The 2,352-nt window shown below is 40.6% G+C and carries 1 protein-coding gene and 1 pseudogene; one reads left to right on the top strand and one right to left on the bottom strand.

The features are described 5' to 3' along the window. Nucleotides 1–90: 90 nt before the first annotated feature. A pseudogene (locus tag INF68_RS16490) lies at nt 91–657 on the bottom strand (phage late control D family protein); the annotation flags it as partial. Between the two features lie 520 nt (nt 658–1,177). On the opposite strand from INF68_RS16490, the gene INF68_RS16485 reads away from it, so the two are divergent. Further along, nucleotides 1,178–2,352, top strand: a 1,175-nt coding sequence (locus INF68_RS16485) for a hypothetical protein (RefSeq protein ID WP_193525365.1), incomplete at its 3' end; no start/stop codon positions are given.

Raw genomic sequence — 2,352 nt, 5'->3', positions numbered from 1 at the left:
ACCGGGGCGGGGTCAGTCCACACCTTATAGATTTAATGGTGATATTTTACCCATTAAATACATACAAAACAAATAGATACGATACGTTTATCACTCATTCACTTCTGCGTCATACTCTACACCCGAAAGCCTTACCTCAAGCTCTACGTCCGTCGTGAAGCCATTATTATTGAGGCTGCGCGTCACCTTACTGATTAACCACGCCTGCTCGTCTATGACGCGCTTAAAGCCTGACACCTTCACTGGCATTTCAGGGTAAATGTACTCACGTCCGGTCGCGAGGGTGATGGAGAATTCGGCGACACCACGCTGCAATTTATTCCACTCAGCCTGCGCCGCCCGGATGGCCTGCGCCTTTGATGCGTAAATCGTGGTGATGGCAAAAACGTTATCCGATTCACCGGCCATATACTCATCCTCACGGGCTTCCTGCTCTTTCTGCTTTTTAGTCTTTGTTACGCTGCTGACTGGTTTTGCTTTTGGATGCTGAAGCGCCCGAAGGTGCTGCTCTTTGGGCTTACGTTTCAGCTTCACCTTTTGCGTCTGTTTTTGAGGCTTAGGGTCTTTGGTATGCAACCATTTTGAGGTGACGCCGGTATAGGCTCCCCGGGCAGCAATCGCGAACTGGTGCCGGTCACCATCACTGCGCTGAATACTGAGTTGCGGGATCGCCTTACAGCGCCCCGCATCGAGGTCGGTCTCGATGATGACGCCAGTGCGGATCAGATTGCGCAGCAAGCGCAGAATGTCCTAGAGGGTGGACTGAGTTTTCATGCGGGAAAGGATGCCGCTAGGCAAATGAGGTGGCAACTTCACTGCGTTCTGGAGTTGATAGGACAACTATCAATACCACTAATATTTTCTGAAAATTTCACCTTTAATGTATCAGGTGCTTACGCCTTAAATTGACTCGGCGAATCGTATCTCAGAAAAATCATTCATCCACAATCAAGTCTACGCTCAACAATGGCTATAGTTCCTGATGTCACCTACACAATGGCAGTGGTTTTGTTCGATCCAGAAAACGCGTCACAAAACTCCACCCACATTGATGACAAATGTTCTGTAAATATGCGAGTATAGGCCCAGCCTAAACTTATCAGCACGCTTAATATAGAATATTAGTTATTAGAGTTAACCTTCACAACCTCAACAAATAAAAAACAAGGAGTCTAAATTGATACGCAGCCTTTCTGTTGATAATAAAAAATTAGAGCTAAGAGATGAATTAGATGACAGCTCAAATATTTTTGATGTTGACTCAATTTCTTTATTAATAGGGGAGAATGGTACAGGGAAAACATACTTCCTTAATCAAGTCATAAATGAATTTAAGTCATCCCATATAGGTGCATTTACTGGGGGGTGTGAAATAGACCTCTTTAATACACCAAGCTCCGATGTCAAAAATGAAACCAGATACTGGGGTGTTGTATATTTCTCTCCAATTCCTTTCAGAGAAAGACATGCATCCTCAAAAAACTTTATCGATGCATCACCTGTATTTGGACGAGGCATAAAACTTAGCAACATAAATGAATCCCGAGAAGTAATTGAGTACTTCAAAATCAATCCCACGTCTCAAATACAATACAGGATTAACGCAAGAACACTCATAAAATCAATCCTTGATGAGGTGTTTAAACTTAGCGAGCGTCGCATCAAGCACATAATGCAGAACCTTCCATTTGTTAATGAAATCATTAAATTAGATAAAAGCATTCGCGAACAAATTGGCGAGAATGATGATTCCGGCGAAATTACCCAAATCACAAATGAAAGAAAGCATATTTTCGACATGTTAGTTGACGAACTGAATTCATATTTAGCGTCAAATAGAGATAGTATTGAAATAATATCTGCACTTATTACAATTAATGGCCTTAAGAAGAAAAATAGAATCAGCAACTCAACAGTTGTAAACATTCTCAACTACCTAATTAATGGACATGATACCCTTAAGCGGCATGAAGAAAAGTCACTTACGGGTTTCAATAAAGAACGCGTAAAAGTTGAATCATTTCTAAAATATATTAGCCCAGGCTTCTCTTTTGTTGAATATATGGCATTTCCTGTAGATGCTTATGAAGGAGAAAAATTGCTAAGTGATTTTGACGTTGAGGATTACTTTGACTTCAAACTAGTTGAAATGAGCTCCGGTCAGCTAGCTATAATACATCAAATGGGAATGATTTCCAAAGCAATTAAACAACTCAGAGAAAAAGGGATCGGCAAGATATTATTAATGATTGACGAAGGTGATGCTTATTTACATTTGGAGTGGCAAAGAAATTACATATTTAAACTCAACGATTTTTTAAGTGAAGTCAAATCAATAAATAACATTTCAAT

The sequence above is a fragment of the Enterobacter cloacae complex sp. P16RS2 genome (assembly GCF_014982155.1).
Classification (GTDB): domain Bacteria; phylum Pseudomonadota; class Gammaproteobacteria; order Enterobacterales; family Enterobacteriaceae; genus Enterobacter; species Enterobacter cloacae_M.
Note: the sequence above shows the minus strand (reverse complement) of the source record. Positions and strands in the feature narration are given on the sequence as shown.